We start from the raw sequence: 26,077 nt of genomic DNA, 5'->3' as shown, positions 1-26,077 counted from the left end.
CAGCAAGCTGCGGCGAGGCCCCTCTCGCCGCGCTGCCGGCCGGAGTCACCGGCTCCTCAGCGGGGCTCCTCAGCGGCGGCGGCGCAGCCCCGCCAGCGCCGGTCGTACGTCGACCAGGTAGACGAACGCCGCCACCGTCAGCACCAGGTTCACGATCCCGATCGGGAACGGCACCACCTGCAGCAGCACCCCGATGCCGAGCAGCGCGCACCAGGTCGCACTTGTTGAGGCTTTGTCGGCGGCCTCGTAGGACTCCGCGGAGTAGAGCAGCGCGTTGACGAGCGCGAAGATCTTGAGCACGAGCAGCGCGAAGGAGACACCGAGGTTGATCCACGCCTCGACGTCGCTCGCCGGCAACACCCATCCTCCGCCCATGAGCAGTGATCCTAGCCAGAGCGTGGTGGCGAAAAAGACCGCGACCCCGGGGCCGACGGCCTCGGGGTCGCGGTACGACGGAGCGGTGCGCTCAGTTCGCGGCGGCCTTCTTGGCCGGCGCCTTCTTCGCGGGAGCCTTCTTGGCGGCCGGGGCCTTCTTGGCCGGAGCCTTCTTCGCGGGAGCCTTCTTGGCGGCCGGGGCCTTCTTGGCCGGAGCCTTCTTGGCGGCCGGGGCCTCACCGCTGCGCAGGCTTCACGACCACGCCCTCGCCGCGCTTGGCGAGGTCGGCGTACAGCGCGGTGGCGGTGGCGACGTTCTCGTCGTAGGCACCCTTGACGGAGGTCTGCACCTTGGCCGGCAGGGCCTTGGCGTCGGCCTGCAGGTCGGCGAAGGCCTCGGTGGCCTTGCCCTGCAGCGACTTCGGCTGCGGGAGCGAGAAGCCCTTGACGCTGGTCTGCACGTCGGCGACGCGGGTGGTGACGTCCTTCTGGACCTCGGCGACCCGGGCGGTGACCTTGGTCTGCACGTCGGCGACGTAGGCGCGGACCTTCTCCACGGCCAGGTCGGTCGCGCCGACGCCGGCGTAGATCGGCTTGGCGGCGGCCGGGGGAGGTCCGGAAGGTCGATCGCCTTGAGGTCGATCGTGGGGATCTCGAACTTCGGGAGGTCGAGCCTCCGGGAGGTCGAGCTCCGGCATTTCTTTACCCTTCGTTGGTGACACGCTGGACGCTGTCGGGAATCTCGTTCGGGATCGAGGCGTCGCTCTCGGCGGCGGCATCGGCCGCGTTGAGCGCGAGGAACGATGCGTAGACGTCGAGGAGCGACTGCTTCTGTCGCTCGGAGAGGCCGGTGTCGCCGAGGATGGCGAGCTCGACCGAGCCTCCGACGCCGTCGTCCGGGCTGAGGATGCCGGCCCGGATGTAGAGCCTGCTCCGCGGAGATCCGCAGCGCCTTGGCGATCTGCTGGAGGACCTCGGCCGACGGCTTGCGGAGCCCGCGCTCGATCTGGCTGAGATAGGGGTTCGAGACACCCGCCTGGTCGGCGAGCCTGCCGCAAGGAGAGACTCGCGGAGGTGCGCTGCTCCTTGAGGTAGTCACCGAGCGACCCGACGGTCTTCCCGACCTTTCCCTTAGCCATGGCTCCATGGTGCTAGCAATAGTTAGCACTGTGCAAGCACTCCGCTAGTGAAGTCCTTCACATGAGCCGACTTACGGCGGGTGCGTGGTTCCGCCTGTCAGTGTTCGAAGCGGAGCAACTCACTCGACTCGGTACGATCACCTGCGTGTCGAGTCCCTCCGTGCCGCAGCACTGCCCCACGCCCCGGGAGCTCGACGACCTGGAGCCTGCTGACCTCCGGGGCCGCGGGCCCGATCGTCGGGTTCAACGAGCCGGGCAGCCCGATCACCCTGGACCTCCCCGAGAACCTGGAGAACCACCTCGACGAGGGCCACGAGGTCGAGCTCGTCGACCCCGAGGGCCTCCCCCTGGCCCGGCTCGCCCGCACTCTGCGCGGGCTGAGCGTCACCCCGCTGACCCACGCCCAGTTCGGCGCCTTCCGCTCCCTGCACGTGCCGCCCGACGTCGCCCGCGAGCGGTACGCCGGACGCACCGTCGTCCCGGTCACCGACCTGGTGACCGACACCCAGGCTCGAGCAGGCTGCGCGGACTCGGCCCGGTCCTGCTCGCGGCCCTCGTCGGCGCCGGGACGCCCGCGGTCAGCCCGGTCGGGCTGCTGCGCGCGACCACGAGGGTGGCCGCGATGATCGGCGCCGAGGTGGTCGCCATCCCGCTCACCGACCACGGCCCGGAGGCCGACGAAGCAGACGCGGCCCTGCGCCAGTCCGTCCTGGCCTGGTACGCCGGGGCGGACGACCTCGTCGAGCCTGGCACCCGGCGGGAGCACCCTGCCCGAGCCTGGCGGGCATCGAGGCCCAGGAGCGCCCGGCCGCCGCCGACCAGGGCCTGGTGCTCTTCTTCACCGGCCTGTCCGGCAGCGGGAAGTCCACCATCGCCCGCGCGCTGATGGACCGGATCCTGGAGCAGGGCGCGCGGACCATCACCAGCCTCGACGGCGACGTGGTGCGCCGCAACCTCTCGGCGGGGCTCACCTTCTCCAAGGCCGACCGGGAGACCAACATCCGCCGGATCGGCTGGGTCGCGGCCGAGATCGCCCGCCACGGCGGGGTCGCGATCTGCAGCCCGATCGCGCCCTTCGACGAGACCCGCCAGCAGGTGCGGGCGATGGTCGAGCAGGCCGGCGGCCGGTTCTTCCTCGTCCACGTCGCCACTCCCCTGGAGGAGTGCGAGCGGCGCGACCGCAAGGGCCTGTACGCCAAGGCCCGTCGCGGCGAGATCCCCGAGTTCACCGGCATCTCCTCCCCCTACGAGGAGCCCGCCGACGCCGACGTGCGCGTCGACACCACCGGACGCACCATCGAGGACGCGCTCGACGACGTGGTCGCGGGCCTGGCCGAGTCGGGCCTGATGTTCCTGCGGACCACCGACCCCGGCAGCCCGCCGCCCGCCGCTGCGGCCGCCACTGCGCGACGCACGGCCGCGCGTCGTGAGGCCGCCCGGCCCCGGGCGGCCGACGCGGGCCCGCTGCGCGTGCTCTTCGTGTGCACCGCGAACATCTGCCGCTCGCCGTACATGGAGTCTGCGGGCCCGGGAGCCTGCTGGGCACCCACACCGACGTGGAGTTCACCAGCGCCGGCACGCACGGCTTCCGCGCGCACCCGGTGGACCCGACGATGGCGAGCGTGCTCGCCGACCGCGGCGTCCCCGACGCCCTGGTCGCCGGCTTCGCCAGCCGCCGGCTCACCCGCGAGCCTGATCGACGAGGCGGACCTGGTGCTGACGGCCGAGGCCGCGCACCGCGCCTTCGTTCTCGAGGACGCACCCGGCGCCTTCCGCAAGGCCTTCACCCTCGGCCAGTTCGCGGAGTCCGTGGAGCGGGTCGACGCGAACCTGACCGGCGCCGCCCTGGTGACCGCCGTCGGGCACCGCCGCGCGGGCGCGGTCGACGCGCACGACGTGCGCGACCCCTATCGCCGGGGCCGCTCGGCCGCGGAAGCCTCGGCCGACCAGATCGACGCCCTGCTCCGAGCGGTCCTGCCGCGGTTGAGCCCTCCCGAGACAGGCTCCGCATGACCGAGTGGTTCACCCTCACCGCGCTGTCCATCGCCGCCGCGGGCTTCCTCGTCGGCATCGTCGTCGGGCTGACCGGCATGGGGGGCGGCGCGCTGATGACGCCCGCGCTGATCTTCCTCGGCGTCGGGCACACCTCGGCGATCGTCACCGCCGACCTGACCGCCGCCGCGATCTACAAGACCGGCGGGGCGATCACCCACGCCCGCGAGGGCTCACCGAACCTGCGCCTGGCCGGGTGGTTGATCGCGGGGTCGGTCCCGATGGCCTTCCTCGGGCCGTGGCTGGTCAGGCTCGCTGACCGACGACCCGGCAGACCTGGAGAAGACACTCAAGGCTCTGCATCGGCATCGCCCTGCTCTTCGCGGCGTCGACCTACGCGCTGCGGCTCTACATCAACCTGCGCCGGGTACGGCGCGGCGGCGTCGCCCCCGACGACGACCCGCGCATCCGGCCGCTGCCGACCCTGCTCGTCGGCATGCTGGGCGGCCTGCTCGTCGGGATCACCAGCGTCGGCTCCGGCTCGGTCATCATGATCGCGCTGCTCATGCTCTACCCCGGCCTGTCGGCCGTGCGGCTGGTGGGCACGGACCTGGTCCAGGCGGTGCCGCTGGTGCTCAGCGCCGCGCTGGCCAACATCGCCATCCACGGCCTGGAGTGGGACCTGCTGGTCCCGCTGGTCGTCGGCTCGGTGCCCGGCACCCTGCTCGGCTCGCGGATCGCGCCGCGAGTGCCGCAGTCCTTCATCCGGCGCGGCATCGTGATCGTGCTGACGATGTCCGGCACGGCGCTGCTCTTCAAGGCCGGTCTGCACCCCTTCGGCGAGGGCCACGAGACCCTCGAGGCGGTGCTGGTGGCCGCAATCGGCGCGGCGATGCTGCTGCTCGTCCCGCTCGTGTGGGGCCTGCTGCGCAAGCAGCACGGGCTGCCGATGTTCGGCGCACCGACGGTCAGCGAGATCGAGGCGCTGGGAGCGGACGGCGACCGCCGCGGCCGGCGTACGCCGACGTCGGGCTGAGCCGGCTGGACCAGGCGGTCAGTGGCCGAGCCGGAAGGGCTCGTCCAGGGTCGCGGAGCGGGCGAGGCCGAAGGTCAGCGCCGAGGCGGCGACGACCCAGAGGGCTCCCAGACCGAGCAGTGCTTCCATGCCTCCACGGTAGGCCGGTCACCGCAGCGACCCCACCCTCATTTCGTCTGGAAGATCCGCGACTTTAGTCCCGTCCGTAGATGTCGCGGGTGTAGACCTTCTCGGCCACGTCGTCGAGCACGTCGGTGCGCCGGTTGGCGATGATCACGTCGGCCTTGGCCTTGAACTCGTCGAGGTCCTTGATCACCTTGGAGTTGAAGAAGCGCTTCTGCTCCAGGCTCGGGCTCGAAGACCACGACCTTCACGCCGCGGGCCTTGATCCGCTTCATCACGCCCTGCACGGCAGACTCGCGGAAGTTGTCCGAGCCGGCCTTCATGGTCAGCCGGTAGATCCCGACGACCTTGGGCTCACGGCGCAAGATGTCGTCGGCGATGAACTCCTTGCGGGTGGCGTTGGCCTCCACGATCGCGCTGATCAGGTTCTGCGGCACCCGCTGGTAGTTCGCCTGGAGTCGCTTGGTGTCCTTCGGCAGGCAGTAGCCGCCGTAGCCGAAGGACGGGTTGTTGTAGTGCCCCCCGATACGCGGGTCCAGGCCGACGCCCTCGATGATCTGCCGTGTCGCCAGGCCGTGCGTGGCGGCGTAGGTGTCGAGCTCGTTGAAGTACGCCACCCGCAGCGCGAGGTAGGTGTTGGCGAAGAGCCTTGATCGCCTCGGCCTCGGTCGACCCGGTGAACAGCACCGGTACGTCGTCGTCGAGGGCCGCCTGCGTCAGCAGGCTTCGCGAACAGCCGGCCCGGCTCGGTGTCGGAGCCGATCACGATCCGCGAGGGGTGCAGGTTGTCGTGCAGCGCCCGGCCCTCGCGCAGGAACTCCGGGCTGAAGAGGATCGAGGCGCCGGGGTGCGCCTCCCGCAGGGTGTTGGTGTAGCCCACCGGCACGGTCGACTTGATCACCACGGTGGCGCCCGGGTTGGCGGACAGCGCCTCGGCAGTGACCTTCTCGACGGTGGAGGTGTCGAAGCGGTTCGTCTCGGGGTCGTAGTTCGTGGGCGTGGCGACGACGACGAAGGCTCGCGTCGGCGTAGGCCTCCTTGCGGTCGCGGGTGGCCTTCAACGCGAGGCCGCCCGCGGCCGGTGCTCCTCCGACTCGGCGTCCACGATGGGCGAGCGGCCGGCGTTGACGGCCGCCACCCGCTCGGCGCTGACGTCGAGCACGGTGACGTCGTTCCAGCGCGCCAGGAGCACGGCGTTCGACAGGCCGACGTAGCCGGCCCCGACGACGGTGATCTTCATGCTCCTCAGGCTGGGACGACCGCCTGAACGCCTCCGGACGCCGACATGACGCCCAGGTGGCGGGTGGGCGGCGGGTCAGCCCGCCCAGACGGTGGCGATCGGCAGGCCCCACAGCCGCGGGCCGTACTGGTGCCCGGACCCCGCGGTGGTGAGCACCACCCCGCCGCGGAAGCGCGGCCCGGCGCGGCGGGCGAGCGCGCGCAGCCGCTCGAACTGGTGCGGGCGCAGGCTCGCCGCGGTGATCACCTCCAGGCCGTAGAGCGTGTCGTCGGGCGACTCCACGACGAGGCCGACGGCGAGGCCGTTGCGCTCGCGCAGGTAGGCCACCCGGTGCTCCACGACGCTGGTCGCCTGCTGGCGCAGCAGACTCGCCGGCCACCATCGTGCGCAGCAGCGGCGCGAGCCGGCGACGGCCGGAGAAGGCCGCCAGGTCGTCGGGTCGGTGGCCGGCCAGGTGCCGGGCCAGGGCGGCGTCCTCGAAGACCACCTGCGGCCGGCCGATCGCCCGCTTGGCCGCCACCGAGCGGGCCCCCGGCAGCAGCCGGACCACGCCGGTCTCGACCAGCACGTCGACGTACGGGCCGACGGTGGTGGGCGGGATACCGGTCGCGGCGCCCAGCCGGGCGTGGTTGAGTCTCGCCCAGCAGCGGGTCGGCGAGCGCGGCGAGGACGGCGCCCAGCCGTCCCGGGTCGGTACGACGCACCGAGCGCGCCCGGCGGGCGATCCGGCGCAGGCTCCTCGCCGGTGACCTCGCGGGCGGTCGCGGCGACGTACCGGTCGACGTCCCAGGTGCTGCGCACCTCCCCGGGGCGGTGCCCCGGGAGCCCAGACGGGCGACGAAGTCGGCTGCCACGGAGCCGAGCCTAAGGACCACCCGTGGAAAACTCGTCGATTTGTCTAACGAGCCCGTCGCAATGTCTCGGTGCAAGGCCGCGCATGGCACGATGCAGCCCATGTCCCAGACCCACAGCGACTACCGGCTGAGCCAGCCTGGACCAGCCTGGAAGCCGAGTCGATCCACATCTTCCGGGAGGTGGCCGCCGAGTTCGAGAAGCCCGTGCTGATGTTCTCGGGCGGCAAGGACTCGATCGTCATGCTCCGGCTGGCGGAGAAGGCGTTCTACCCGGCGAAGATCCCGTTCTCGATCCTCCAGGTCGACACCGGGCTGGACTTCCCCGAGGTCATGGAGACCCGCGACCGCTGGGTCAGCCGGCTCGGCGTGAACCTGGTCGTGGCGAGCATCGACGACGCGATCCGCGACGGGATCATCCCGGACGCCGCGAAGATCAGCCGCAACCGCCTGCAGATCCCCACCCTGCTCAACGCGATCGAGGAGAACGGCTTCACCGCCGCCTTCGGTGGCGGCCGGCGCGACGAGGAGAAGGCCCGCGCCAAGGAGCGCGTCTACTCCCACCGCGACGAGTTCGGCCAGTGGGACCCGAAGAACCAGCGCCCCGAGCCTGTGGAGCCTCTACAACGGCCGCCTGCACGAGGGCGAGCACATGCGGATCTTCCCGATCTCGAACTGGACCGAGTCTGGACGTCTGGGACTACATCGGCCGCGAGGGCATCGAGATCCCCCTCGATCTACTTCAGCCACCAGCGCCGCGTCTTCGTGCGCGACGGCATGCTGATGAGCGAGACCCCGCTCAACCCGCTGCGCGAGGGCGAGGTCGTCGAGGAGCGGACCGTGCGGTTCCGCACCTGCGGCGACATCACGCTGACCGGCTGCGTCGAGAGCACCGCGTCGACGATCGCGGAGATCATCGACGAGGTCTCGGTCGCCCGCAAGACCGAGCGCGGCGCGACCCGCGGTGACGACAGGTTCTCCGAGGCTGCCATGGAGGACCGCAAGAAGGAGGGCTACTTCTGATGGCCGGGACGAACATGGACCTGCTCCGCTTTGCCACCGCCGGCTCCGTCGACGACGGCAAGTCCACCCTCATCGGGCGCCTGCTGCTCGACTCGAAGTCGATCTTCGAGGACCAGGCTCGAGGCCGTCGAGGCGACCTCGCAGTCCAAGGGCTACGACTACACCGACCTCGCGCTGCTCACCGACGGGCTCCGCTCCGAGCGCGAGCAGGGCATCACCATCGACGTGGCCTACCGCTACTTCGCGACGCCCAACCGCAAGTTCATCATCGCCGACACCCCCGGGCACGTGCAGTACACCCGGAACATGGTCACCGGCGCCTCCACCGCCGACCTCGGCCTGGTTCTCGTCGACGCCCGCCAGGGCCTCACCGAGCAGTCCCGCCGGCACGCGGTGATCCTCTCCCTGCTCCGCGTCCCGCACCTGGTGCTGGCCGTGAACAAGATGGACCTCGTCGACTTCGACCAGGCGACGTACGACAAGATCCACGCCGAGTTCACGTCCTTCGCGACGAAGCTCAACATCCCCGACCTCGAGGTCATCCCGATCTCGGCGCTCCAGGGCGACAACGTGGTGACCCGCTCGGAGAACATGAAGTGGTACTCCGGTCCCACCCTCATGCACCACCTCGAGCACGTCCACGTCGCCTCCGACCGCGACCTGATCGACGCCCGCTTCCCCGTCCAGTACGTCGTCCGGCCCAAGTCGGACGAGTTCCACGACTACCGCGGCTACGCCGGCCAGGTGGCGGGCGGCGTCCTCAAGCCGGGCGACGAGGTCGTCGTCCTCCCCTCGGGGATGACGTCGCGGATCTCCAAGATCGACCTGTTCGACAAGGAGATCACCGAGGCCTTCCCGCCGATGAGCGTGACAGTGCGCCTCGAGGACGACGTGGACGTCTCCCGCGGCGACATGATCGCCCGGGTCAAGAACGCCCCGACGCCGAGCCAGGACATCGACGCGATGATCTGCTGGATGACCAACGCCCCGCTGCAGCCGCGGCAGAAGTCGGCCATCAAGCACACCACCCGGACCGGCCGGGCGCTGGTGAAGGACATCCAGTACCGCCCGGACGTCAACACCCTGCACCGCGACCAGGAGACCAAGGAGCCCGGCGTCAACGAGATCGGCCGGGTCACCCTGCGCACCACGGTCCCGCTGCTCGCCGACCCCTACTCCAAGAACCGCACCACCGGCTCGTTCATCCTGATCGACGAGGCGACCGGCGTGACCGTCGGCGCCGGCATGATCAACGGCTGATCCCGACGGCCCCGACGGGCGTCCTCCGCACGCGGAGGGCGCCCGTTCGTCGTACCTCTTGACGTTCTCCTGCGGTTCTTGACCGTTGCAACGGCCAGGAACCGTAGGAATCCCCCGGTAACCGGGGATTCCTGCAGCCCTCAGCGCTGCGGGCGGAAGTGCAGCCCGATCTCGGGGTCGACGACGACCTCCTGCGCGGCGGGCAGCCCGTCGACGACCAGCGGCGCGGCCAGGTCGGTGTTGCGCTTGAGCAGGGCCAGCGCGATCGGGCCGAGCTCGTGGTGGCGGGCCGAGGAGCCGACGAAGCCGGCGTCGCGGCCACCGGCGGCGGGCACCACCACCGAGCCGAGGGCGGGCAGCCGGTTCTCCGAGCCGTCCAGGTGGAGCAGGGTGAGCCGGCGCGGGGGCTTGCCGAGGTTGTGCACCCGCGCGACGGTCTCCTGGCCGCGGTAGCAGCCCTTGTCGAGGTGCACCGCGCCCCACGGCTGCTCGGCGATCCAGCCGACCTCGTTGGGGATGGTGCGCTCGTCGGTGTCGACGCCGAAGCGCGGCTCGCCACGGGCGATCCGCAGCGCCTCGAAGGCCCACAGCCCGGCGGCGGGGCCGGCCGCCTCGGCGTACGCCGGCAGGCTGGTCGCGGGGCACCAGGTCGTAGCGGCCCGGGCGCCAGGCCACCGCGAGGGCCGAGGTCTCGTCGGTGACCTCGACGCGCATCATGAACCTCATCCGCTCGAGGAAGGCGATCAGCGCCGCCGCCCGGCCGGGCTCGGTGTGCGCGGTGAACGCCTCGCCGTCGTCGACGCCGGTGAAGGCGTGCTCGACGTGGCCCTGCGGGGACAGCACGAGGGCGGAGACCCACTGCCCCGGGGCCAGGCCCTCGAAGTACTGCGTGGTCAGCGAGTGCAGCCAGGTCAGCCGGTCCGGGCCGGCCACGCGGAGCACGTCGCGGTGGGAGAGGTCGACGAAGCCCTCGCCGGCCTCCAGCGCCTTCTGCTCGCCGAAGAGGCTGCCGTAGTGGGCCGCCACGCCGGCGTCGATGCCGTCGCCGGCGACGGCGCCGGGGAGCCTGGAGAAGAGGTGAGGTCATGTGAGGTCCCGGTAGTGCTCGAGGAGGCGGGTCAGGGTGCCGAGCGCGGTCTGCATCTCCTCGATGTGCACGGGGTCCAGGGTACGGAGCATCTCCTTGATCTCCGTGCTCGAGACACCCGAGGTCCGAGGCAGGTACCGCACCTCGCAAACGTCGGAGAGACTCGTCGAACTTCCCGGCCCAGTCGTCGCCCATCACGAAGACGTCCACGCCGTGCTCGACGATGTCGGCGCGCTTCTGCTCCCAGGCTCCGCTCGGGGAGGACCAGGTCGACGCCCTTGATCGACTGCACGATGGCCGCGCGGTCGTCGTACGACACGACGGAGCGCTTGCCCTTGCCGGCGTTGAACTCGTCGGTGGAGACACCGACGATCAGCCGGTCGCCCATAGCGGCGAGCCGCTCGATCAGCCGCAGGTGGCCGATGTGGAAGAGATCGAAGGTGCCGTAGGTGAGCACGGTGGTCATCGGGGTCCTCCCTCGCAGTCGGCGCAGCGGCCGAAGACGGTCAGGTGCCCGAGATCGGGCGCGAAGCCCTGGGCGCGCAGCACCTCCACGAACGGTGCGGCCTCGGCGGCATCGACCGAGGTGACCGCGTGGCACCCTCGGCAGACCAGGTGGAAGTGCTCGTGCCCCCGCACCGAGTGGTACGTCGGAGCGCGGTCCGAGAGGTGCGCGTGCCGCACCAGGCCGAGCCTCCTCCAGCACCTCCAGCGTCCGGTAGACGGTCGAGGCGTTGACCGTGCTCGCGGTCTCCTGGACCTTCGCCAGCACCTCGTCCGGGGTGGCGTGGCCGAGCTCGTCCACGGCGGCGAGGATCGGCTCGCGCTGCGGCGTGAGCCGGTAGCCCCGGTCGCGCAGGGCTGCCCGCCAGTCGGTCTCCTCAGGCACGCTTGAGCCTCGCCCAGAGGTGCGGCTGCAGGGCCTGGCCCATCGCAGCCATGTCGAAGGCGTAGAGCAGGTCGCCCTCGACGTTGCCGTAGAGACGCTTGCCGGCGACGTACTCCTTGGCGGTCTCGGTGCGGGCGACGGCGTCCGTCGTCCACTCGAACTTGCCGTTGTCGGCCGTGCCCTCCCAGATCTCCGCGATGCCGGTGTTGTGGGTCAGCAGGATCTCGAACTTCCCGTCGCCGACGGCGCGGATGAAGCCGGTCTCGATGGCCGCGTCGCGGACCTTCTCGTTGTTCTCGTCGACGATCCACGAGCGCGCCATGTAGTGGAAGAACGGGCGCCCGTCGTGGGTGAAGATCAGGCTCCTGGCCGAACTGGAAGGCATCGATCGTCGGGTAGTCACCGTGGCCGTTGCCGCGCCACGTGCCGAGCATCCAGGCGATGGGTCCGCAGTCGGGGTGCAGGTTGTCGGGGAGTTCGAAGGCCACGAGGTGGAAGTCTAGTTCCGGCGGCTGCGCGGCGCCGCTGCGGCAGACTGTGGCCCGTGCTGACCCCCGCCGCCGTGTCCGAGCCTACGGCGCGCGGTGCGTGCCGCGCTCGCCGCCGAGGCCGGCGCGTCCGTGGGCTGGCAGTGGCGCGGCGCGGTTCCGGCCGACGACTTCCTCGACGCGGCCGTGCGGCACCGGGTGGAGATCCTGCTGGCGGGACGGGCGAAGGAGCCTGGACCTGCCCGGGCCGGTGGCGGCGGAGCCTGGGCGCGCTGCGCGACGAGGACCGTCGTACGGCGATGGCGCGGATCGTCACGATCCGCCGGCTCGACGGCCTGCTGGCCGGCATCGACCACCTCGTGCTCAAGGGTCCTGCGCTCGCGGTGCAGACCACCGGGGACCCGACCGCCCGCGGCAGCGGCGACGTGGACCTCCTCGTCGCCCCGACGGACGTGGAACCCGCGCTGGACCGCCTGCTCACCGCGGGCTGGACCTGCCGGGCGGGCAGCACCGTGGACCGGGCGTCCTGGAGCTGGCGGCACCAGCCTGCGCCACGGCAACGAGCTCTCCCTCGCCGGCCGCGACGCGGTCGTGGACCTGCACTGGCGCCTGGACACCACCCAGGACGGCGCACCGGGCTTCGCCGAGTCTCTGGTCGCGGCGCGCGTACGCCGACCTCGGGCCGGTCACGGTCGCGACCCTCGCCCCGGCCGACGCCCTGCACCAGGCCCTGCGGCACAGCGCCCGCGACGGCTGGGACACCCTGCGCAGCCTGGTCGACGTGCACCGCCTGGCGCGCGACCCGCGCGCCTGGCCCGCCAGGCCGGACCGGCTCGACCGGGCCAGCCTCAGCGTGGTCGCCGCGACCACCGGCCTCCCACCTGGTACGCCGGGCTTCCGCACCACCCGCGCCGGCCTGCCCCGCGCCCTCTCGCTCCAGGCGCGCGAGATCAACGCCCGGCGCCACCCCGGCGACCAGGTCGGCCGGTACGTCACCTGGGCGCTCGCCGCCAGCCACAGCCCGCGCGACCTCGTCGCCACCGCGATCACCGCGCTGCTCCCCCGCAGCAGGCTGGCGGAGGTCGCCGAGCCGACCGCGGCACGGGCGATCGCGGTCGGGCTGGGGCGCCGCGCGCGTCGTACCGTCGGCCGGCTGGGGGAGCCTGCGATGACCTCCCGCGCCCGCGCCTACCTGGCCGCCGCGGCCGATGCCTGCGGCCCTCGCGCGCTGCTGCTCTTCCAGGCTCACCCTGCTCGCGAGCGCGGTGCTGGAGGCGGGGGCGCTGCTGCTGCTCGTGCCGCTGGTGCAGGTGCTCGCCGGCGCCGGTGCGGTCGACCTGCCACGGCTGCACCTGGAGGTGGACGCCCCGCTCGCGGTCGGCGCGCTGCTGGTCGTGGCCCTGCTGCGGGCCGGCTGCGGGTGGCTGACGGCGGTCCAGGGCACGAGCATCCAGATGCGCACCGCGGACCGGGTCCGGCTCGGCGCGCTGGGCGAGCCTGCTGCACGCCGAGTGGCCCTTCCTCGCCCGGCAGCGCACGAGCGACGTCGTCCAGGCGACGACGACCCAGATGGAGCGCTTCGAGGCGGCACTCGCGCTGCTGCTGCACACGGCGGTGAGCGCGGTGACGCTCGGCGCGACGGTGGTCGCGGCGCTGTGGATCTCCCCCGTCCTCGGCGGCACCGCGATCGTCGTGCTGGCCGTGGTGGCGCTGGTCAGCCGCCGCGTCGTACGGCGCAGCGTGGACCTTGGCGTGGAGGGCTTCCACCGCAGCACCCTGTTCGGCGCCGCCGTCACCGACTCGCTGTCCTCGCTGCGCCTGGTCCGCGCGCACGACGCCGCGGGGCGCTGGATCGACCTGCTGCGCGACAGCGCCGCCGCGAGCCGCGGGATCGAGCGCCGCTACGTCGAGTCGACCGCCGGCTACCAGTCCGTGCTCAGCGTCGTGGGGGTCGTCGCCGCGCTCGCGCTGGTGCTCGCGGGCCGGGCGCTGGACCTCGGGGTGGCCGAGTCGATCACCCTGGCCGTGGTGATGAACCGCGCGATGGCGCTGGCCCGCACGTCGGTGCAGGGCGCCCAGGCCTTCGCCCACGACGCCCCCGCGATCGACGCGATCTCCGAGATCGCCGCCTCCGCGCGCGCCCACGCCGAGCCGGCCGGCGACCCCTCCGCCGTCAGTCCGGTCGCGGCCCCGCCCGCGCTGACGGTCACCGCCCTCACCGCCGGGTACGGCGACCAGCCGGCCCTGCGCGGCCTCGACGCCACCGTCCCAGCAGGGGCCCTGGCCGCGGTGGTCGGCCCGAGCGGGTCGGGCAAGTCCACCCTGCTCGACTGCCTCCTCGGCCTGCTCACGCCGTCCGCGGGGGCGGTGCTCGCGGACGGCCGGCCGCTGCCGCCGCCCTCGGTGTGGCGGGCCGGCCTGGCCTATGTCCCCCAGGCTCGCGGTGCTCGTGCCGGGCAGCGTGCGGGCGAACCTGACCTGGGCCGCCGGGCGCGAGGTCACGGACGCCGAGCTCGTGGCAGGTGCTGGAGACCGCCTGCGTCGCGGACGCCGTACGCCGGCTGCCGGAGGGCCTCGACACGGTGCTCCACGACGTCGCCCAGGCTCTCCGGTGGTGAGCAGCAGCGGGTCTGCATCGCCCGGGCCCTGGTCCGGCACCCGCACCTGCTGGTGCTCGACGAGGCGACCAGCGCGCTGGACGAGGAGACCGAGCGGCGCGTGCTGGAGGCGATCCGGGCCGGTGGCGCGACGGTCGTCCTGGCCACCCACCGCGCCGGCGTCACGGCCGTGGCGGACGTGGTGATCCGGGTCACGGGAGATTCACAAGTCGACACGCCGTGACCTGTGGGACGGTTGGGCCGTTATCGGATCGTCATGCCGTCCGGATTGCAACCATCGGTTCCGCCCGGCCATGATGTCTCATAGGATGCTCGGGAACCGACACAATGAGGGAGATGTGGCGATGGAGAAGAAGACGTGGGTTGCGCCCACCGTCGCGCCGTTGAGCGCCGCGAAGGACGCTCAGGGCAGCCTCATCGGCACGGTCGCTGACGGCACCTCCAACCGGAAGCAGATCAGACTCGGCAGGCTGACGCGCCGCGCGTGACGTCCGGAGCCGCCCGCGTGCGGCTGGTCGGGCGTTGGTCCGATCTCGGTGACGGGATCTCGTTGCACACCGGGCCCGGCCCGGTCGATCGTGCTGCTCTCCACACATGGCTGCGCCGGGACCTGACGGGTCCGGTGCCCGTGCGGCAGGGCTTCGCCGTGGCCTGGAGCCGTCCGGACGGCTCGGTCCTCGTCGCGACCAGTCCCCGCTGGGAGCAGGCCGCGCTCTACGCCGTCGACGGCGACAGCCTCCTCGTCGGCACCCGTCCCCGCGAGACTCGTCGGTGCGCTCGGGGTGCCGCCGCCCCTGGACGTCGGCAAAGCTCGCCGACCTCGTCGCGCTCTACGACGCCCCGGACACCACCGTCTTCACCGGGGTCTCCCGGCTCCCGCTCGGTCACGCGCTCGCCTGGGCGCCCGGGCAAGCACCGGCCGTCCGGCGGTGGTTCGCGCCGGCGACCGAGCCGGACCCGGCCCTCCTGCGCACCGCGCCGGACCTGGTCCGCAGCACGATCGCCGAGGCCGTCGCCGCCTCCCTGCCCTCGACCGGGGACGTCGGCGCCACCCTCTCCGGCGGCCTCGACTCCACGACCGTCACCGCCACCGCGGCCGCGATCCTGCAGCCGCAGGGCCGCTGGATCGACGCGCTCACCCACGTCCCGCTACCCGGTGCGGTGGACGAGCACCCGGCCTGGGAGCCGGACGACAGCCCCTACGTCCGCGCGCTCGTGGCCGCCGTCCCCGGCATCCGCCAGGCCGACGTCGTCAACACCGCGCGGGTCCGGCCGGTGCAGGCCGAGGCCTGGTTCCACGAGCGCACCTGGCACCCGTCCGGCAACCCGGCCAACCAGGCGTGGCTCAACGAGATCGTGCGTCGTACCGAGGCCCGGGGGCACGGCCTGCTGCTCACCGGCACCGCCGGCAACGCGACCTTCTCCCGGCCGCGCCAGGGCATCGTCCGCGGGCTCGCGGCGGAGCACGCATGGCCCGCCCTCCTGCGCGAGGTACGCCGCCGGCACGCCGAGGGGCTCGCCCTGCGGCGCGCCGGCCGGGAGGTGCTGCGCGACGTGCTGCCGCCGCGGCTGCTCACCCGGCTGCGTGGCACGACGCCGGCGGACGGTCCCGGACCGCACGACCTGCCGCTGGTCACCGCGGCGCTCAGCGACGCCGCGCGCGCGGACCTCGCCGCGTGGGCACGGCTCGCCACCGCCCCGCCCACCCGCGCGGACTGGCTGACGATGCTCCTCGGCGACGACTCCCGCATCGACATGGCCCAGCACATGTCCGACACCGTCTGGGTCAGCGATCCCCTCTCCGACCCGGCGCTCCTCGCGCTGGCCGCGCGGCTGCCCGAGGAGGCCTGGCTGACCGGCGGCCGGTCCCGCGGCCTGGCCCGGGCCGCCACCACCGGGCTGCTGCCCGACCCGGTGCGGCTGCGCCGCACCTACGGCAGCCAGGGCGCCGACATCGCCGAGGTGGTGCGAGGCCACGAGCAGGACTACCGCGACCTGCTCGACCGGTTCCGCGCCTCCCCCACCGTGCCGCAGTTCGTCGACCTCGACGCCCTGGAGCGCTCGCTCGGCCCGGACCTGTCCGACCCGCTGCGAGCCGTGCACTGGCACGGCGTGCACGGCCGGGCGTTCTCCTACGGCCACTTCGCGGTCTGGTACGAGGACGAGGTGCTCGGGCGCTAGGCCAGCCCCGCCACCACGTCGGCCACCTCGCCGACGGTGTCCCGGCCCTCCGGGCGCTCGACGTGCCACAGCGGCACGGCACGCGCCAGCCAGGTCGTCCACTCGTGGAAGGCGGCCCGGTGGGCGGGCAGCCGGCAGATGCCGTAGCGGTCCGCGGACCAGGCCAGCACCGGCAGCGCCTCCAGCCCGGGGACCTCGCGGGCGGCGACCTCCCCGGCACCGGCCCGCTCGGTGAGGATCACCATCCCGGCGAGCGGGCGCGGGGTCAGGTCGGCGGGTGCGTCGTAGGCCCGCTTGTCGCGCTGGGGCAGCCAGCGGCCCTGCTCGACGTCGCCGCCGAGTGCCCGGGCAGCGGGGTCGGAGAGGTGCAGCGGACGGGCGACCGGCAGGGCCCGTGGGCCGTCCGGGCCGGGCACCACCTCGGCGATGTCGTCGCTCGCGAGGGTCCAGCCGCGTCGTACCAGGCTCCACGGCGGTGGTCGACTTGCCGGCGGTCGACTCACCGAGCAGCGCCCAGGCACGGCCGTCCGGCGCCACCACGAGCCCGCCGTGCAGGTTGAACCGGTGCCGCAGCGACAGCAGCGCCCGGGTCGCGGTCGCGTAGAGCAGCCAGTCCATGGTGGCCCGCTGTGCCGCGTCGGGCGTGTCCAGCAGGACACGGTCGGCCCGCACGTGCACCGCGGAGCCGAGCGCACGGAAGAGCAAACTGGTCCTCATCGGCCCACAAGTACGGCGGTTCGGCGACCGGCGCGTCCCACGGCTCGGGGGCGGTGCCCTCCTCGACCGGTACGTCGAGGACCTGCCGGGTCAGTCCGGGTGGGCCGAGGATCATCCCCGGACGACCAGGCCGTGCTCCTCGAGCGCCTCGAGGAAGCGGGCGACATCGGTGCGGCACTGCTCGGCGCTGACGTCGTACTCCGCGGTCAGCATGGCCACCAGGCTCGTCCAGGTCGCTCGGCTCGGCGAGCAGGTCCCAGACCCGCTGGCCGACGGTGTCGAGACCGAGGTACTCCAGGCTCCGCGTTGAGCAGCACCCGGACCTCGTCGAACTGCGCCTCGACGACACCGGAGGTACGCGCGACGGAGCGGGGGGGAGCTCATGGCCGCGAGGATAGCGGTCCGAACTGCGATGCCGGGCGGAAGCCGTCCATCACGTCCTCCCCGGTCACGACCAGCCCCGAGCGGCCCACGAACCAGGCGTGCGGCACCGCCGCGGGCCGGCGCGCGTCGAGCCCGATCACGACCGTGCCGGGGCGGCGTCGTACCCGCATCATCAAGGCTCGCGGCGACCGCCTGCTCCAGGCAGTTCGCGCCGGTCCGCGCGGTCGCCGAGCGCAGCGCGACCGCGACCCGGGCCTCCGTGCCGCTCAGCCGGCCGAGCACCGGCGGGGTCGCGGCCGGCCCGCTCGGGCCGAGCAGCGGCGCCCAGCGACGCATCGGGACGTGGCGGCGGAGAACCCGCGCGAGCAGCACCAGGGCCAGCGCCTCCACGACGCGCAGACGGTGCCGGAGCCTGACCACGGGCCCAGGGTGGCACAACGGCGCACTCCCGTACGCTCGCCGCATGGCGCGTGGACTCGTGGTGAAGGTGACCTGCGGCGTGGACGAGCCGGAGCGCTGCAACCAGGGCTTCACCGTCGCCGGTACGGCGGCCGCGTCCGGAGTCCCGGTCTCGCTGTGGCTCACCGGCGAGGCGTCCTGGCTGGCGGTGCCCGGACGCGCGGCGGAGCTCGCGCTGCCCCTGGCCACGCCGCTGCCCGACCTGCTGGAGACCGTCCTCGCGACGGGCACGGTCACCGTGTGCGCGCAGTGCGCGGCTCGACGCTCGCTGGGCGAGGCGGACCTGCTGCCCGGCGTACGGATCGCGGGGGCCGCGGTCTTCGTCGAGGAGGCGCTGGCCGAGGGCGTGCAGGCCCTCGTCTACTGAGGATTTTCCTCGGGACGGGGCGCATCGGCCCCGGAGATCGGCTTAGGGTGTGCTCACACCGCCGTGCATCCCCCCTTCCGACAACGCCACGGCGGTCCGGAGGCTCCACCGGCGATGTCCGTCACCGCATGCCCAGGCTTTGTGGCTCGCAGAACCTGAAGAACTACCGCCCCTCGCGGCGGACCGGGCGGAAGAACTTCCGCTGCCGGTCCTGCGGCCTGGTGGGCTGGTCCGACCGGGCGGACCTGGTCCTGCCCGACACCGTCGGGCTCGACGACATCAGCGTCGAGGAGCGTGCGGCCTGGGTGGCCAGCAAACGCAGCCACGCCGCGGAGGCCGCGCAGGTCGAGGTGCTCGACGAGCTCGGCGCCCGCCTCGACGGCGGCCCGCGGAACCGCACCCTCTACGACATCGGCACCGGTGACGGCCAGTTCCTCTCCGTCGCCGGCGAGCGCGGCTACCAGGTGCGCGGCAACGACCTGATCGAGGCCAACGTGCACCTCGCCGAGCGGTCCTACGGCGTACCGGTGGACCTCGGCGACCTGTCCGCGCTGGACGTGCCCGGGCACGACGCGGTCACGATGTGGTGCGTGCTGGCCCACGTCGCCGACCCGGAGGCGCTGCTGCAGAGGCTCCTTCGACCTGCTCAACCCGGGCGGGACGCTCTTCCTGCAGACGCCGCGGCGGACCCGGGTCGACAGCGCCGCCATCGCGCTGAGTCTCGGCCTCGGGCGGCCGGCTCTCGCACTGGGCGGACCGCCGGCTCGCCCCGCACCACTGGCACCTGCACACCGCCGAGTCGATGGTCACGGCCCTGCACGCGGTCGGTTTCGTCGACGTCGAGGTCATCCCGCGCGCCCGCTACTCCCTCAACTCCGGCGCCTACCTCGCCTCGATGGGCGTCCCCGCCCGCGCGGCGCGCGGCGCCGGCCTCGCCGCCGACCGGCTGATCGACCGCGGCTGGGCGCCGCGGATCGTGCTCGAGGCCTACGCCCGCAAGCCCGGCACGCTCGCGCCGGCCGTGGCGGTGGGCACCGAGCAGGCACCCGGGGTCGCCGAGGCCGGCTGACCCGGCAGGATGGCGCCCATGCGCGCCGTCCTCCAGCGAGTCACCTCCGCCTCGGTCGTCGTCGACGGCTCCGTCGTCGGCGCGCTCGACGTACCAGGCCTGCTGGTCTACCTCGGGATCACCCACGACGACGGACCGGCCGAGGTGGCCTGGATGGCCCGCAAGATCCGCGACCTGCGGATCCTGCCCGAGGAGCGCTCGGTCGCCGACGCCGGCGCCCCGGTGCTCGTCGTCTCCCAGTTCACCCTGTACGGCGACGCCCGCAAGGGCCGGCGACCGACCTGGACCGCCGCCGCGCCCGGCCCCGTCAGCGAGCCGCTGTACGACGCCGTCTGCGCCGCGCTCGAGGAGGCCGGGACGCCCGTCGAGCGCGGCGTCTTCGGAGCCGACATGGCCGTCGCGTCGGTGAACGACGGCCCGTTCACGGTCCTGCTGGAGTCGCCCTGAGCCCCCGGCCCGACGGACGTCCGCGACGAGATGGGCCTCCAGCCCGCCGAGGGCGGTGCGGACATCGCCGACGCGCGTGAGGCTCAGCCGGCGGGCCGGTAGGCGCGGACGAACGCGTCGACCCCGGCGACCACGGACCGCTCCACCGCCGCGTCGTCGCCGGGCACGGTGCCGAGCAGGGTGATCTCCTGCATCTCCGCGCTGATCAGCGCCAGGAAGTGGCGTGCGGCGAGGTCGGGGTCCTCGATCTCGAGGTGACCGGCGTTGGCGAGGATCGCGAGCCGGCCGGCGAGCCCGTCGAGCAGCGGCGTGGCCGACTCCGCCCAGACCTCGCGGACCAAGGCTCGGGTCACGCAGCGACTCGGTCTGCAGGCTGGCGGGACAGGGCGATCGACTCGGGGCTTCGCTGGCACTGCACCAGGGAGACGCCGGCCGTCGTCAGCGCGTCGCGCCACTGAGCCGACGCGGTGATCCCCGGCAGCACCCGGGCGAAGCGCTGGTTCATCGCCAACGCGGCGCGCGCCAGGGAGGCCCGGTAAAGGCCCTCCTTGCCGCCGAAGTGGCTGTAGACGGTCGGCTTGGAGACCCCCGACTCGGCTGCGATCGCGTCGACGCTGACCCGCTCGTAACCCGCCGCCGCGAACAGTCTCTCGGCCGCCTCCAGGATCTGCTCGCGCTTGTTCCGCGATGCCCGGGAGGGAGGAGCGAGAGCCATGGCACCACCATACTCGCCGGGTTCATTGACTTTACTACACCGTTTAGTTCATTGTATTTGCCATGCCAGTAGCAACCGACCAGGCGAGCCTCACCCGCCAGCAGGTCGTCCTCGTCGTCGTTCTCGCCGCCACCGCCTTCGTCGCGATCCTCGACGGCTCGGTGGTCGCGGCCAACCTCGGTGCACTGCAACGACAGTTCGACGCCGGACCCGACGCCGTGGTCTGGGTGACGGTCGGCTACCTCCTCGCCGCCGGTGTCACCCAGTCGCTCGTCGGCTGGCTCGGCGGGCGGCTCGGCGTCCGGGCGGTGTTCTTCGCCGGGCTGATCGCCTTCCTCCTCGGATCGGCCATGAGCGCCGCAGCGTGGAGTCTCGGCAGCCTCGTGGCGTTCCGGGTCGTCCAGGGCTTCGGTGGCGGTCTCGTCGAGCCGGCCGCGACCGCCCTCGCCGCAGCCACGGCACCCCCCCACTCTCATCGGCCGGGTGACCGGGTGGTTCGCCCTGATCATCAACGTGGCGCCGGTCGCGGGCCCGCTGCTCGGCTCCGCGGCCTCGACCGGATCGTGGTGGCGCCTGGTGTTCGCGGTCAACGTGCCGATCGGCGTCGTCCTGCTCGTCCTCGGTCGACGGACACTGCCGCCCGAGGCCCCCGTCTCCGCACCCGAGAGCGAGCGGACCCGCCCCGACCTGGTCGGTCTGGTGCTGCTGCCCCTCGGGTTCGTCGCCGTGCTGTTCGCCCTCAACCGGGTCGGATCATCGATGGCGGGGTGGCAGATCGCGATCATCGCCGTCGTCGGGACGGTGCTCGTCGCGGGGGCACTCGTGCGGTCCCGGTCCACGACCCGGGAGCCGGTGATCGACACCCGCCTGTTCGCGTTCGCCGAGTTCCGGGCGACCACGGTGATCATGCCGCTCGTCGGCTTCACGATGTTCTCGCTGCTGATCGTGCTCACGACCTACGCCCACACGCTCCACCGCTTCAGCGGGGCCCGGGCCGGGGTGTTCGTCGCGGCCGTCGGCATCGGCCTGCTCGTCACCATGCCGCAGGCCGCACGGCTCTCCGACGCTCTCGGCCCGAAGGTGCTCGTCTCGAGCGGCGCCGCCCTGCTGACCGCCCTGTTGGCCCTCGCCGCGGCCGTGCTGCCGCACGGGCCGGTGCCCGTCGTGCTGGCCGTGCTGGTGCTGGCCGGCATGGCCTTCGGCACCACGGCGGCTCCCACCTTCGCCAGCATCTACCGGTCCCTGCCCGCCGCGAGGATCGCGCACGGCACGTCTGCGCTGTTCCTGCTGACCCAGGCTCGGTGCGTCCGCCGGAGCCACCCTCGCCGAGTCGATCGTCGGCGACGGACACCCCGCCGACTTCCGTCACGCGTTCCTCTGCCTGACGGCCGTCGCGGCGCTGATCGCGCTCGCCTCCCGCCTGCTGCCGGGCCGGCCGGCGGCACAGTGAGTCAGGCCGGGCGACCGCGCAGCCGCGCGCCCAGCAGGTACATCTCGCAGCCCAGGCAGAACGCGAAGACCGCGTTGAGGAAGGCCGCGACGAAGGCGAAGCCGGCGAAGACCTGGCCGAGCAGGATCGCGCCGGTGGCGAAGCCGATCGTCGCCACGACGGCGAAGACCGGGCCGACCGCCTGGGCGAAGCGCGGCGGGGCGGGGTCCTCCAGGCTCGGCCGGCGGGGTGAGCCGCGGCCGGACCACCGAGCGGAAGAAGAGGCCGGTCGGGGTCTTCTGCACCCCGAGCCCGGCGCCGATCGCGAAGAGCACGGCCTGCACGCCGGTGATCACCGCGGCCGCGGTGGGTGCGGCGTCGGAGAGCAGCAGGGCGACCGCGAAGACGACGAGGGTCACCGTGGCGGTGAAGCGCGGGCCGCGCGGGTCGATTCCGGAGGTGCTGGTCATCGGGACTCCTGGGAGAGGGGCAGGGCGGCGAGCACCTGCTCGCGGCGGGGGCGCCGGCGGCGCGGGTGACCTCGCGGCCACCGCCGTCGAGGATCAACGTGGTCGGCGTACGACGCACGTCGAGCGAGCGGACGAGGTCGAGGTGCTGCTCGGCGTCGATCTCGACGTGGGCCACGCCGTCGTACCGCTCGGCGACGTCGGCGAGCACCACCCGCGTGGTGCGGCAGGGAGCGCAGAAGGCGCTGGAGAACTGCACCAGCGTGGCCCGCTCCCCCAGCGCCGCGTCGGGGAGGGCGACCGCGACCGAGGTCCAGGCGGTCTCCTCGGCCAACGCCTCCTCGGCCAGCGCCTCCTCCGTCGGCGCACCGGCGAAGCGGCCGTCGACGCGCCTGCGGTACAGCCCGAAGCCGACCGCCACGACGACGGCCAGCACGAGGATGAGGAGTCCGGTGGTCACGTCCGTCCTTCAACGCCGACGGCGGCCCCCGGATTCCGAGAACCGCCGTCGGCGCGCATCAGAGCCTCAGATCGAGATCTGGACCTCGGCGACCGAGCCGGTCTGCGCCTGCACGGCGCGGTCGACCGGGTCGGCCTTGGGGGCCAGCGTCCGCAGGGTCCACTGGCCGTCGCCCGCGAAGAAGCGGAAGTGGCCGGTCGCCGAGGTGGGGACCTCGGCGGTGAACTCACCGGACTTGTCGAGCAGCCGGACGTAGGCGCCCGAGACCGGGGTGGCGTCCTCGCCCTGGCCGCGCACGACCTGGCCCTGGATCACCGCCTCCTTGGCGACGTTGACGCCGTCGAGGGAGAGACCTCCCACCGTTGCACCGCACATGGCTCAGGCCTCCCCGGGCTCGTCGCCGAGGGCGATCGGGACGCCGACGAGCGAGCCGTACTCGGTCCACGAGCCGTCGTAGTTCTTGACGTTCTTCTTGCCGAGCAGACTCCTGCAGCACGAACCAGGTCAGCGAGGAGCGCTCACCGATGCGGCACAGCGCGATGGTGTCCTTGTCCTCGTCGAAGCCGACCTCGTCATAGAGCGCCTTGAGCTCCTCCTCCGACTTGAACGTGCCGTCGTCGTTGGCGTTCTTGCTCCACGGGACGTTGACCGAGGTCGGGATGTGACCGGCGCGCTGCGACTGCTCCTGCGGGAGGTGGGCCGGGGCGAGGAGCCGTCCGGCGTACTCGTCGGGGCTGCGCACGTCCACCAGGTTCTGGCTGCCGATCGCGGCGACCACGTCGTCGCGGAAGGCGCGGATCGAGCGGTCCTGCTCCTGGGCGACGTAAGCTGGTCTCCGGGCGGGTGGGGACCTCGTCGGTCAGGCTCGCGGCTGTCGAGCTCCCACTTCTTGCGGCCACCGTCGATGAGGCTTGACGTCCTGGTGGCCGTAGAGCCTTGAAGTACCAGTAGGCGTAGGCCGCGAACCAGTTGTTGTTGCCGCCGTAGAGGACGACGGTGTCGTCGTTGGAGACACCGCGCGAGGACAGCAGGGCCTCGAACTGCTCCTTGTTGACGAAGTCACGGCGGACCTGGTCCTGCAGGTCGGTGGTCCAGTCGAGCTTGATGGCGCCCTTGATGTGGCCCTTGTCGTAGGCCGTGGTGTCCTCGTCGACCTCGATGATGACGACGCCGGGGGTGTCGATGTTGTCCTCGGCCCACTGGGTGGAGACGAGCGAGTTCTCGCGACTCATGGAGACTTCCTTACTTGCGCGGTGGTGGTGGGTTTCGTACGGCTGCTGCCGAGGCAGCGCGAGAGCGCACAGGACGAGGCCTGGGCGCGGAAGCGCCGCGGAGGCGACGGGGAGACGGCGGAACGCCGGATCAGAGACCCGTCAGCAGGGTCGACACAGCGCCGAGTCGACGCGGCAGTTGTCCACCGCGCGCCGCTTGGTCAGCAGCAGGGTCGTCGACATGGGCAAGAGCCTAGGCGGCAATCCCGGCCGATCCCATTCGGTCTCTCGAATAGCGAGACGCTTGTCCAGAATGTGAGATCAAGCGTGGAGGCGGCGCCTCAGCGGACCGTGCAGGAGCCTGGCGACCGTGCGGTTCGGGCTGCCGGGCGAGGCGCCGGGCGTGACCGAGAGCCGTACGTCGCCGGTCTGCCCGGCACCGGCCTTCATCACGAACTCGATGCGGTGCCGCGACTGCGGCTCGAAGGTGAGCCCCACCCGGGCCAGCCTGCCGCCCGGCGAGGCTCTCGACGACGGGCCTGGCGACCCGCTGCCCGTCGATCGACAAACTCGTCGATCTCGCCGCCCACCGGCGAGGTCACGTAGACCACGAGCAGTTTGGTCCCCCGGCGACACCCGCTGGTCGGGGTACCCGGCGCCGGTGATCGAGGGCGGCAGGGCGCGGACGTCGGGCGGGGTGTCGCTCTGGAAGTCGATCGAGCCGCCCAGCACCTGGCGGTCGCCGACGCAGGAGCGCGGGATCACGGTGGCGTCGTACTTGAGGTAGTACTGCATCTTCGTCGGGCCACCGTCGTTGAGGTAGATCCCGACGCCGGGGTCGTTGCTCGCCTGGTCGGAGAACTCCCCGGCGATCGCCGTGCCGGCGATCTCGGCCTGGTTCTCCGGCTCGAAGCTCGTGCATCCGGATCCGGCCCTCCTGCACCGCCGTCACCAGCCCACGGATCGACTCGGCGGTGTTCCCGCGCCCGGCCGCGAAGGCGTCGAACACGGCCTTGGCGACGGCCTGCTGGTAGTCGGACTGGATCGAGCGGTCGTTGGTGAGCCGGTAGATCTCGTTCTCGACCGCCTGGACGACGTTCGCGGCGTCGACCGGGACGTAACCCGGCACGGCGACCGTCCCCGTGCCCCGCAGCAGGTAGGACACGGCCACCGGGTCGACGAAGAACATGCCGTCCAGACGACCGCCCATCTCCCGCTCCCAGCGCGCCCGGATGATGTCGGCCGAGCGCTGGAAGTCCGGGGTGAGCGTGGCGTCCACCGCCGCCAGGCCGAGGATCCGGCCGAAGATCCGGTTCTCCTCCGGCGTCAGGGTGACCACCGGGCGGGTGTCACGGCCCAGGCTCGGACATGTCCGCCTGCTCGACGATGTCGACCTTGCCGTCCTGCATCCGCACCAGCGACAGGGCACCCGGCAGCCCGCCGCCGCTGCGCAGGCTCCGCGTTGTTCTGCATGACCATCAGGTAGTAGCGGGGCCGGTCGGTGCCCATCATCCGCGGGATCATCCGCGCCGCCCGGTACGTCGAGCCGAGCGTCGCGCGCGCGTCGGTGACCAGACTCGTCGAGCCTTGCCGAACTGCTCCCGGACCGGGCCGAGGAAGTCTGTCGGTGTCGACGGCGGCGAGCTTCTTGCCGGCGTCGTCGAAGGCGCGCTCGCTCTGCTCGGCGGGCCGCACCATCGCCGCGATGCGGTCCACAGGGAAGCGCCCGTCCACCGGCTGGAAGGTGTCGGCGGTGACCAGGCTCCGCGGCGTCCGCGATCGGCGGCAGGCCGTCGCGGCCGATCTCGTCGAGCACGTCGGCGGCCGTGGCGATGCCCTCGGCGTCGTCGCCGAGGAAGGGCACGGCCTCGAACACCTTCCAGGTCGGCCCGGAGGTGTGGTCGTGCGCCGATGCCGCGGCCTCCTGGTAGCGCGCCATCGCGCGGCGGGCGCCGTCGGCGTCCGCCCGGACCAGGGCGGCGCGCATCACGGTGGCGCTCTCCCGGACGTCGGCGAGGTCGCTGCTCGCCGCCCGGACCACCCACGCCGA

The 26,077-nt window shown here is 72.7% G+C and carries 30 protein-coding genes and 8 pseudogenes; 16 read left to right on the top strand and 22 right to left on the bottom strand.

Translation table 11 applies throughout. The annotated features are described in order from the left end of the window. Positions 1-69 precede the first annotated feature (69 nt). The 4 genes and pseudogenes from G5V59_RS28325 to G5V59_RS28310 all read right to left on the bottom strand — a co-directional run. Positions 70-615, bottom strand: a complete 546-nt coding sequence (locus G5V59_RS28325; RefSeq protein WP_278258723.1) for a DUF2516 family protein — start codon at positions 613-615, stop codon at positions 70-72. Next, the gene (locus tag G5V59_RS28320) at positions 612-1,073 is read right to left on the bottom strand and encodes a hypothetical protein (RefSeq protein WP_278260359.1); all 462 of its coding nucleotides are present in this window, start codon (positions 1,071-1,073) and stop codon (positions 612-614) included. Before G5V59_RS28320 ends, G5V59_RS28325 begins: the two co-directional genes overlap by 4 nt. A gap of 4 nt (positions 1,074-1,077) precedes the next feature. Beyond that, positions 1,078-1,407 (bottom strand): hypothetical protein, encoded by a 330-nt coding sequence (locus G5V59_RS28315; protein ID WP_278260358.1) that lies wholly within the window; start codon positions 1,405-1,407, stop codon positions 1,078-1,080. Beyond that, positions 1,364-1,522, bottom strand: a pseudogene (locus G5V59_RS28310) (hypothetical protein); the annotation flags it as partial. The pseudogene G5V59_RS28310 and the gene G5V59_RS28315, both read right to left, overlap by 44 nt. A gap of 137 nt (positions 1,523-1,659) precedes the next feature. Here G5V59_RS28310 and G5V59_RS28305 point away from each other — a divergent pair. The 4 genes and pseudogenes from G5V59_RS28305 to G5V59_RS28290 all read left to right on the top strand — a co-directional run bounded on the left by G5V59_RS28305 (position 1,660) and on the right by G5V59_RS28290 (position 4,542). After that, a complete protein-coding gene (locus G5V59_RS28305) occupies positions 1,660-2,400 on the top strand; it encodes a hypothetical protein (protein WP_278258722.1) in 741 nt (246 codons plus the stop codon). Then, entirely contained in the window at positions 2,343-3,527 is a 1,185-nt protein-coding gene (cysC, locus tag G5V59_RS28300; protein WP_278258721.1) for an adenylyl-sulfate kinase, read from the top strand. The genes G5V59_RS28305 and cysC overlap by 58 nt, the downstream gene beginning before the upstream one ends. Next, positions 3,524-3,766 (top strand): annotated as a pseudogene (locus tag G5V59_RS28295) (TSUP family transporter); the annotation flags it as partial. The gene cysC and the pseudogene G5V59_RS28295, both read left to right, overlap by 4 nt. 101 nt (positions 3,767-3,867) lie before the next feature. Further along, positions 3,868-4,542, top strand: coding sequence for a sulfite exporter TauE/SafE family protein (locus G5V59_RS28290; RefSeq protein WP_341351324.1), 675 nt, complete (start codon positions 3,868-3,870; stop codon positions 4,540-4,542). A gap of 193 nt (positions 4,543-4,735) precedes the next feature. Here the strand turns inward: G5V59_RS28290 and G5V59_RS28285 are convergent. Beyond that, positions 4,736-5,905 (bottom strand): annotated as a pseudogene (locus G5V59_RS28285) (nucleotide sugar dehydrogenase). Positions 5,906-5,980: 75 nt separating this feature from the next. Further along, entirely contained in the window at positions 5,981-6,706 is a 726-nt protein-coding gene (locus G5V59_RS28280; RefSeq protein ID WP_278258720.1) for a hypothetical protein, read from the bottom strand. Between the two features lie 233 nt (positions 6,707-6,939). Here G5V59_RS28280 and cysD point away from each other — a divergent pair, with 233 nt between their 5' ends. Together cysD and G5V59_RS28270 are read left to right on the top strand one after the other, a co-directional pair. Beyond that, positions 6,940-7,779 carry a sulfate adenylyltransferase subunit CysD gene (gene cysD, locus G5V59_RS28275; protein WP_278258719.1) on the top strand — a complete coding sequence of 280 codons (840 nt, stop codon included), beginning with the start codon at positions 6,940-6,942 and terminating at the stop codon, positions 7,777-7,779. A gap of 14 nt (positions 7,780-7,793) precedes the next feature. Then, positions 7,794-9,039, top strand: a pseudogene (locus G5V59_RS28270) (GTP-binding protein). Positions 9,040-9,179: 140 nt separating this feature from the next. On the opposite strand, the gene G5V59_RS28265 reads toward G5V59_RS28270, so the two are convergent. After that, on the bottom strand, positions 9,180-9,605 hold the full coding sequence (locus tag G5V59_RS28265) for a hypothetical protein (RefSeq protein WP_278260108.1): 426 nt from the start codon (positions 9,603-9,605) through the stop codon (positions 9,180-9,182). On the opposite strand from G5V59_RS28265, the gene G5V59_RS28260 reads away from it, so the two are divergent. Next, positions 9,507-9,740 carry a hypothetical protein gene (locus G5V59_RS28260; RefSeq protein ID WP_278258718.1) on the top strand — a complete coding sequence of 78 codons (234 nt, stop codon included), beginning with the start codon at positions 9,507-9,509 and terminating at the stop codon, positions 9,738-9,740. The genes G5V59_RS28265 and G5V59_RS28260 overlap by 99 nt on opposite strands. Before the next feature lie 31 nt (positions 9,741-9,771). Here the strand turns inward: G5V59_RS28260 and G5V59_RS28255 are convergent. From G5V59_RS28255 to G5V59_RS28240, 3 genes and pseudogenes are all read right to left on the bottom strand, one after another. After that, a pseudogene (locus G5V59_RS28255) lies at positions 9,772-10,065 on the bottom strand (folate-binding protein); the annotation flags it as partial. 92 nt (positions 10,066-10,157) lie between these two features. Further along, a complete protein-coding gene (locus G5V59_RS37865; protein ID WP_341351053.1) occupies positions 10,158-11,015 on the bottom strand; it encodes an adenylyltransferase/cytidyltransferase family protein in 858 nt (285 codons plus the stop codon). Next, positions 11,008-11,400, bottom strand: coding sequence for an FABP family protein (locus G5V59_RS28240; protein WP_341351052.1), 393 nt, complete (start codon positions 11,398-11,400; stop codon positions 11,008-11,010). The genes G5V59_RS37865 and G5V59_RS28240 overlap by 8 nt, the downstream gene beginning before the upstream one ends. A gap of 152 nt (positions 11,401-11,552) precedes the next feature. Here G5V59_RS28240 and G5V59_RS28235 point away from each other — a divergent pair, with 152 nt between their 5' ends. The 4 genes from G5V59_RS28235 (at position 11,553) to G5V59_RS28220 (ending at position 16,302) form a co-directional block, all read left to right on the top strand. Beyond that, a complete protein-coding gene (locus tag G5V59_RS28235) occupies positions 11,553-13,121 on the top strand; it encodes a hypothetical protein (protein ID WP_278258717.1) in 1,569 nt (522 codons plus the stop codon). Further along, a complete protein-coding gene (locus G5V59_RS28230; protein ID WP_278258716.1) occupies positions 13,073-14,344 on the top strand; it encodes an ATP-binding cassette domain-containing protein in 1,272 nt (423 codons plus the stop codon). The genes G5V59_RS28235 and G5V59_RS28230 overlap by 49 nt, the downstream gene beginning before the upstream one ends. Positions 14,345-14,465: 121 nt before the next feature. Beyond that, the gene (locus tag G5V59_RS28225) at positions 14,466-14,609 is read left to right on the top strand and encodes a hypothetical protein (RefSeq protein ID WP_278258715.1); all 144 of its coding nucleotides are present in this window, start codon (positions 14,466-14,468) and stop codon (positions 14,607-14,609) included. Between the two features lie 106 nt (positions 14,610-14,715). Next, entirely contained in the window at positions 14,716-16,302 is a 1,587-nt protein-coding gene (locus G5V59_RS28220) for an asparagine synthase-related protein (RefSeq protein WP_278258714.1), read from the top strand. Here the strand turns inward: G5V59_RS28220 and G5V59_RS28215 are convergent. Genes G5V59_RS28215 through G5V59_RS28205 form a run of 3 tightly spaced genes read right to left on the bottom strand, consistent with a single transcriptional unit; the run spans position 16,299 to position 17,823 of the window. Continuing rightward, entirely contained in the window at positions 16,299-16,805 is a 507-nt protein-coding gene (locus G5V59_RS28215) for a hypothetical protein (protein ID WP_278258713.1), read from the bottom strand. The genes G5V59_RS28220 and G5V59_RS28215 overlap by 4 nt on opposite strands. Continuing rightward, positions 16,802-17,134, bottom strand: a complete 333-nt coding sequence (locus G5V59_RS28210; protein ID WP_278258712.1) for a hypothetical protein — start codon at positions 17,132-17,134, stop codon at positions 16,802-16,804. The genes G5V59_RS28215 and G5V59_RS28210 overlap by 4 nt, the downstream gene beginning before the upstream one ends. Then, positions 17,131-17,823: a PqqD family protein gene (locus G5V59_RS28205; RefSeq protein ID WP_278258711.1), complete on the bottom strand. Its 693-nt coding sequence runs from the start codon at positions 17,821-17,823 to the stop codon at positions 17,131-17,133. Before G5V59_RS28205 ends, G5V59_RS28210 begins: the two co-directional genes overlap by 4 nt. A gap of 43 nt (positions 17,824-17,866) precedes the next feature. Here G5V59_RS28205 and G5V59_RS28200 point away from each other — a divergent pair, with 43 nt between their 5' ends. The 4 genes from G5V59_RS28200 to dtd all read left to right on the top strand — a co-directional run bounded on the left by G5V59_RS28200 (position 17,867) and on the right by dtd (position 19,745). Beyond that, a complete protein-coding gene (locus tag G5V59_RS28200; protein ID WP_278258710.1) occupies positions 17,867-18,229 on the top strand; it encodes a DsrE family protein in 363 nt (120 codons plus the stop codon). Positions 18,230-18,450: 221 nt separating this feature from the next. Continuing rightward, entirely contained in the window at positions 18,451-19,179 is a 729-nt protein-coding gene (locus G5V59_RS28195) for a methyltransferase domain-containing protein (RefSeq protein ID WP_278258709.1), read from the top strand. Continuing rightward, positions 19,125-19,298 (top strand): hypothetical protein, encoded by a 174-nt coding sequence (locus tag G5V59_RS28190; protein WP_278258708.1) that lies wholly within the window; start codon positions 19,125-19,127, stop codon positions 19,296-19,298. Before G5V59_RS28195 ends, G5V59_RS28190 begins: the two co-directional genes overlap by 55 nt. 18 nt (positions 19,299-19,316) lie before the next feature. After that, positions 19,317-19,745 (top strand): D-aminoacyl-tRNA deacylase, encoded by a 429-nt coding sequence (gene dtd / locus G5V59_RS28185; RefSeq protein ID WP_278258707.1) that lies wholly within the window; start codon positions 19,317-19,319, stop codon positions 19,743-19,745. Between the two features lie 83 nt (positions 19,746-19,828). Here the strand turns inward: dtd and G5V59_RS28180 are convergent, their stop codons facing one another. Both G5V59_RS28180 and G5V59_RS28175 read right to left on the bottom strand, forming a co-directional pair. Further along, positions 19,829-20,098 (bottom strand): TetR/AcrR family transcriptional regulator C-terminal domain-containing protein, encoded by a 270-nt coding sequence (locus tag G5V59_RS28180; RefSeq protein ID WP_278258706.1) that lies wholly within the window; start codon positions 20,096-20,098, stop codon positions 19,829-19,831. Next, complete coding sequence (locus G5V59_RS28175) at positions 20,095-20,460, bottom strand: helix-turn-helix domain-containing protein (protein ID WP_278258705.1); 366 nt, start codon at positions 20,458-20,460, stop codon at positions 20,095-20,097. Before G5V59_RS28175 ends, G5V59_RS28180 begins: the two co-directional genes overlap by 4 nt. A 62-nt stretch (positions 20,461-20,522) precedes the next feature. On the opposite strand from G5V59_RS28175, the gene G5V59_RS28170 reads away from it, so the two are divergent. Then, complete coding sequence (locus tag G5V59_RS28170; RefSeq protein ID WP_278258704.1) at positions 20,523-21,845, top strand: MFS transporter; 1,323 nt, start codon at positions 20,523-20,525, stop codon at positions 21,843-21,845. Positions 21,846-21,911: 66 nt separating this feature from the next. Here the strand turns inward: G5V59_RS28170 and G5V59_RS37860 are convergent, their stop codons facing one another. The 7 genes and pseudogenes from G5V59_RS37860 to G5V59_RS28135 all read right to left on the bottom strand — a co-directional run bounded on the left by G5V59_RS37860 (position 21,912) and on the right by G5V59_RS28135 (position 26,068). Continuing rightward, the gene (locus G5V59_RS37860) at positions 21,912-22,124 is read right to left on the bottom strand and encodes a DUF4395 family protein (protein WP_341351323.1); all 213 of its coding nucleotides are present in this window, start codon (positions 22,122-22,124) and stop codon (positions 21,912-21,914) included. A gap of 76 nt (positions 22,125-22,200) precedes the next feature. Next, positions 22,201-22,359, bottom strand: a pseudogene (locus tag G5V59_RS37855) (DUF4395 family protein); the annotation flags it as partial. 109 nt (positions 22,360-22,468) lie between these two features. Continuing rightward, positions 22,469-22,570, bottom strand: a pseudogene (locus tag G5V59_RS28160) (thioredoxin); the annotation flags it as partial. Between the two features lie 312 nt (positions 22,571-22,882). Next, positions 22,883-23,191: a DUF1416 domain-containing protein gene (locus G5V59_RS28155; protein ID WP_278258703.1), complete on the bottom strand. Its 309-nt coding sequence runs from the start codon at positions 23,189-23,191 to the stop codon at positions 22,883-22,885. Positions 23,192-23,194: 3 nt separating this feature from the next. After that, positions 23,195-24,048, bottom strand: a pseudogene (locus tag G5V59_RS37850) (sulfurtransferase). A 300-nt stretch (positions 24,049-24,348) separates the two neighbouring features. After that, a complete protein-coding gene (locus G5V59_RS28140) occupies positions 24,349-24,663 on the bottom strand; it encodes a hypothetical protein (RefSeq protein ID WP_278258702.1) in 315 nt (104 codons plus the stop codon). Continuing rightward, the gene (locus G5V59_RS28135; RefSeq protein ID WP_278258701.1) at positions 24,626-26,068 is read right to left on the bottom strand and encodes a DUF4012 domain-containing protein; all 1,443 of its coding nucleotides are present in this window, start codon (positions 26,066-26,068) and stop codon (positions 24,626-24,628) included. The genes G5V59_RS28140 and G5V59_RS28135 overlap by 38 nt, the downstream gene beginning before the upstream one ends. Positions 26,069-26,077 lie beyond the last annotated feature (9 nt).

It is taken from the genome of Nocardioides convexus, from assembly GCF_011090295.1.
Note: the sequence above shows the minus strand (reverse complement) of the source record. Positions and strands in the feature narration are given on the sequence as shown.